The organism is Curtobacterium sp. B18, assembly GCF_000333375.1.
GTDB lineage: Bacteria > Actinomycetota > Actinomycetes > Actinomycetales > Microbacteriaceae > Curtobacterium.
On record NZ_BACZ01000520.1, the window covers coordinates 1 to 4,253 of the forward strand.

The 4,253-nt window shown below is 70.2% G+C and carries 3 protein-coding genes and 1 rRNA gene; all 4 read right to left on the minus strand.

Translation table 11 applies throughout. The features are described 5' to 3' along the window. Positions 1 to 330 (minus strand): 16S ribosomal RNA (locus I5E_RS13805); the annotation flags it as partial. Positions 331 to 839: 509 nt separating this feature from the next. Then, positions 840 to 2,072 (minus strand): 23S rRNA (adenine(2503)-C(2))-methyltransferase RlmN, encoded by a 1,233-nt coding sequence (gene rlmN / locus I5E_RS13810; RefSeq protein ID WP_031262749.1) that lies wholly within the window; start codon positions 2,070 to 2,072, stop codon positions 840 to 842. A gap of 239 nt (positions 2,073 to 2,311) precedes the next feature. Then, positions 2,312 to 3,277 carry a C40 family peptidase gene (locus I5E_RS22825; RefSeq protein WP_022907505.1) on the minus strand — a complete coding sequence of 322 codons (966 nt, stop codon included), beginning with the start codon at positions 3,275 to 3,277 and terminating at the stop codon, positions 2,312 to 2,314. 415 nt (positions 3,278 to 3,692) lie between these two features. Further along, on the minus strand, positions 3,693 to 4,253 hold a 561-nt coding region (locus tag I5E_RS13825; RefSeq protein WP_022907506.1), incomplete at its 5' end, for an alpha/beta hydrolase.

Here is a 4,253-nt window from a genome sequence, read left to right on the forward strand (position 1 = left end):
GCCGTGTCTCAGTCCCAGTGTGGCCGGTCACCCTCTCAGGCCGGCTACCCGTCGTCGCCTTGGTGAGCCATTACCTCACCAACAAGCTGATAGGCCGGGAGTCCATCCCCACCCAAAAAATCTTTCCACCACCAGACCATGCGGCCGGCAGTCATATCCAGTATTAGACGTCGTTTCCAACGCTTATCCCAGAGTCAGGGGCAGGTTACTCACGTGTTACTCACCCGTTCGCCACTAATCCACCCAGCAAGCTGGGCATCATCGTTCGACTTGCATGTGTTAAGCACGCCGCCAGCGTTCGTCCTGAGCCAGGATCAAACTCTCCGTAAAAAATTACAGATCCGACACCCGAAAGCATCGAACCGAGTTGATTCTGACCGTTGACTGTCTACTGACAATCTTCAATCCAAAAGGAATTGTCTCCGACCCAACCTGCCGAAGCAGACCAGGCACGGGGTCAATAAATTGGCATTGACAATGTGCACGCTGTTGAGTTCTCAAGGACCAGACGCACTCCCCACTCCGCTCGCAGAAGCGAACATCGCCAGAGAGGCTTTGGCTTTCGTTGCCCGGGGAAGAACCGTGGCGGACAAGATCTCCTGGTCTGTGACCCGGTGACCGTCTCGGCCGTTCCGTTCTCCGCCTCAGCGGCAACGAGTGATTACTTTACGCAGAGGTGAACGGCAGCACCAACCCGGCCCACATCCCGGGCGTGTCGGGGCCGCGAGGCCCGGGAACACGCGGATCCGACGCCGGGAACGACGCGAGGCACGGTGCGAACCCGCACCGTGCCTCCCGAACGAACCAGACGAACCGGACCGAACCGAACTCGGTCGGACCTACTCCGCCGCGGCCAACTGGCCGCACGCCCCGTCGATCTCCTTGCCGCGGGTGTCGCGGAGGGTCGTCGGGATGCCGGCGGCGTTGAGCCGGCGGACGAACTCGTCCTGCACGTGCACCTCGGAGGAGGTCCACACCGAGCCGGGGGTCGGGTTGAGCGGGATCGGGTTGACGTGCACCCACCCCTTGCCGCGCTTGTTCAGCTTCTCGGCGAGCAGGTCGGCGCGCCACGCGTGGTCGTTCATGTCCTTGATGAGCGCGTACTCGATCGAGACGCGGCGCCCCGTCTTGACGAAGTAGTTGTGGGCGGCGTCGATCGCCTCGTCCGCCTTCCACTTCGAGTTCACCGGGATGAGCTCGTCGCGGAGCTCGTCGTCGGGAGCGTGCAGGGAGAGCGCGAAGGTGACGGGGATGTCCTCGTCGGCGAGCTTGTTGATCGCGGGTACGAGCCCGACCGTGGAGATCGTGATGCCGCGGGCGCTCATGCCGAGGCCGTTCGGCTGCGGTGCGACCATGATCCGCACGGCGTCCATCACCCGCTTGTAGTTCGCGAGCGGCTCCCCCATGCCCATGAAGACGATGTTCGTCACGCGCTCGGCGTCGACGCGGTCCTTGCCGCCCTTGCGGGGATCACCCCCGAGTTCCCCGGCGGCGATCGCGGCGTTCGCGCGGACGATCTGCTCGATGATCTCGGCGGTGGACATGTTCCGGGTGAGTCCGGCCTGCCCCGTGGCGCAGAACGGGCAGTTCATGCCGCACCCGGCCTGCGACGAGACGCAGAGCGTGATGCGCCCCGGGTAGCGCATGAGCACCGACTCGACCAGGGCGCCGTCGTGCAGCTTCCAGAGGAACTTGATCGTGTCGCCCTTGTCCGTCGCGAGACGACGGGTCTCGGTGAGGAGCGGCGGGAGCATCCCCGCCACGAGTTCCTCGCGCTGGGCAGCCGGCAGGTCGGTCATCGCCGCCGGGTCGGACGTGTAGTGCGTGAAGTAGTGGGTGGCGAGCTGCTTCGCCCGGAACTTCGGCAGCCCGAGCTCGACGACCTTCGCCTCGCGCTCGGCGACCGTCATGTCGGCGAGGTGCACGGGCGGCTTGCCGCGCTTCGGGGAGGCGAACTGCAGCAGGGGCCGACCGTCGGTGCCGGTGGCCTGCGTCCAGCCCTCGGTGCGCGGACGCACCTGCGGTCGAGCAGAGCGCTGCTCTTCGAAGGGGGTGCGGGTCTCGGAGGCCATCACTCCAGTTTACGGGACGACCGCGACCGGCCCGATTCCATGGCGGTCGTCATGTATTTGAATGCGGAATACCGGGTACGGTGGTCGTGGATCGGGGGGATCCGACGCGCTCCGGGCGGACTCTTCGGGTGAGGCCGTCCGGGGCGCGCGCTCGCGCACCCCGTGGCCGACCGACGAGTCTGCCGTCGAGAGCGGCTGCCAGCGCGCAGGACCGGTCAGCTGCCGGTGCGCAGGACCGGTCAGCTGCCGGCTGGCAGGACCCGGGCGAAGTGGTGCGCCGCCGAGTACATCGGCACGATGTCGACGACCGCGCCGGGGTGCGGCGCCTGCAGCACGAGGCCGTCGCCGAGGAAGATCCCGACGTGGTCCTCGTTGTCGTACACGACGAGGTCGCCCGGCTGTGCCTCGGACTCCGGGATCGTGGTCGCGGCGGCGTCCTGCGTCGGCACGTAGTGCACGAGCGGGATCCCCACGGCCGCGTACGCGACCATCGTCAGGCCGGAGCAGTCGATGCCCTCGTGGCTCGCGCCGCCCTCGACGTACGGGTCCCCCATGTACTGCAGGGCGGTCGAGACCACGGTCGCCCGGTCGCCACCGGCCGAGAGGACCTTCGAGATCGCGTCCTCGGCCTGCTGCGTGCTGACGCCGAACTTCGTCACGATCGTCGGGTAGGAGACCACGGTCGTGGTGGTCGTCATGCCGTCCGTCGAGACCACGGGGACCTCGACGTCGCGGGCGACCGTGTAGGTCTGGGTGTGCTGCGAGGTCGTCGTCCCGTGGTGCGCGTCGGTCGACGGGGTGGCCGCGTTCGCCGGGACCGCGAGCGTCAGGCTCGAGGTGACGGCGAGGGCCGGCGCGAGCAGGATCGCCGCACGCTTGGCGTTCGCCGCCCGACGGATGTGCTTCGGGTCGGCGGCACGCTCGGCACGCAGCACCGCGGACCGCGACAGCACGGCTGCCCCGGCGACCGCCGTCGAGGCGACCGGTCGGGCGGCCGACATCGAGACGGTGCGGGCCGGCTTCGTGTGCTCGACGAAGGTGGACCGTGCGACGGCGGGCCCGAACGCGGAACGACGTCCGCGGGGACGGCGCGGCTCGACCGCGGTGTCGACCTGCGGGACGCTGACCGCGGCACCGGCGCGGCGCTCGACGGGTCCGGTGCCGGCTGCGCCGTCGGGGGCTGCGGGGAGTGCGTGGCGTCCCATGGTTCCTTCCGGGTCGGACCAGCCGACCCGAGCGGGTGCGGAGGCGGCTCGGGAAGATAACGTATTGGTCACGAACCTGGACCCGGCTGGGCACCAGCGGCGGATTCCTGCGGTTCGTCACAGGCTGCGGCGTTCCTCGCAGCCCCTTCAGAACCGGCAAAAAGGCCTGCGGACGCTGGTCAGACCGACGCGTGCCGCACGACGGCGGCGATCCGCGCCTCCCGGCCCCGCGCCAGCACGTCGAGGCGAGCCGCGACCGCTCGCACCGACGGATCGACCGGCGCGTCCCCCGAGATGGCCCCCGGATCGCGGCTTCCACGTGCCCGCGCGCAGGGTCTCCCGTCGCCAGCGCGACCGCCAGGAGGCGCGGTGCCGGTCCCACGGGATCGCGCGCGGTGGGCGCGCCCGCCGGGCGTCAGAGGGCGCCGCGGCCGAGGTGCTCCCGCACGCGAGCCTGCAGGGCCCGGGCCTTGCGGTGGTCCCAGAGCGCGAAGTGCGTGCCGCCGGGGACCGTCACGAGCTCGGCACCCGGCACGGTCGCCGCCGCGCGGGCGCTGTGGGACGGGTCGACGTCGGTGTCCGCCTCGCCGTGCACGAGCAACGTCGGCACGCGGACCTCGGCGAGCGCCAGGTCCTCGATCGCGCCGAGGTTCCGGACGTCGGCCTCCCAGCCGGCGCGGTGCGGGCCCGAGGTGTTGCCGGTGCCGGCGAGGTCGACGACGAACGATCGTCGGTCGGGGTCGCGGAGGACGCCGTGGACGTGGGCGCGGAGTGCGGGGCCGCGCAGCGAGCTGACCCCGGACACCGCGATCCGGACGACGAGCGCGGGCAGGAGCCGCGCGGCGAGCCGGGCGAGTGCGGCACCGAAGGCGGAGCCGCCGACGATCCGGACGGGCGCGGGGACCGCGGGCGGCTCCCATCGGCCGGTGAGTCCGGCGGCGACGACGAGCGACCGGACACGGTCGGGGTGGCGGGC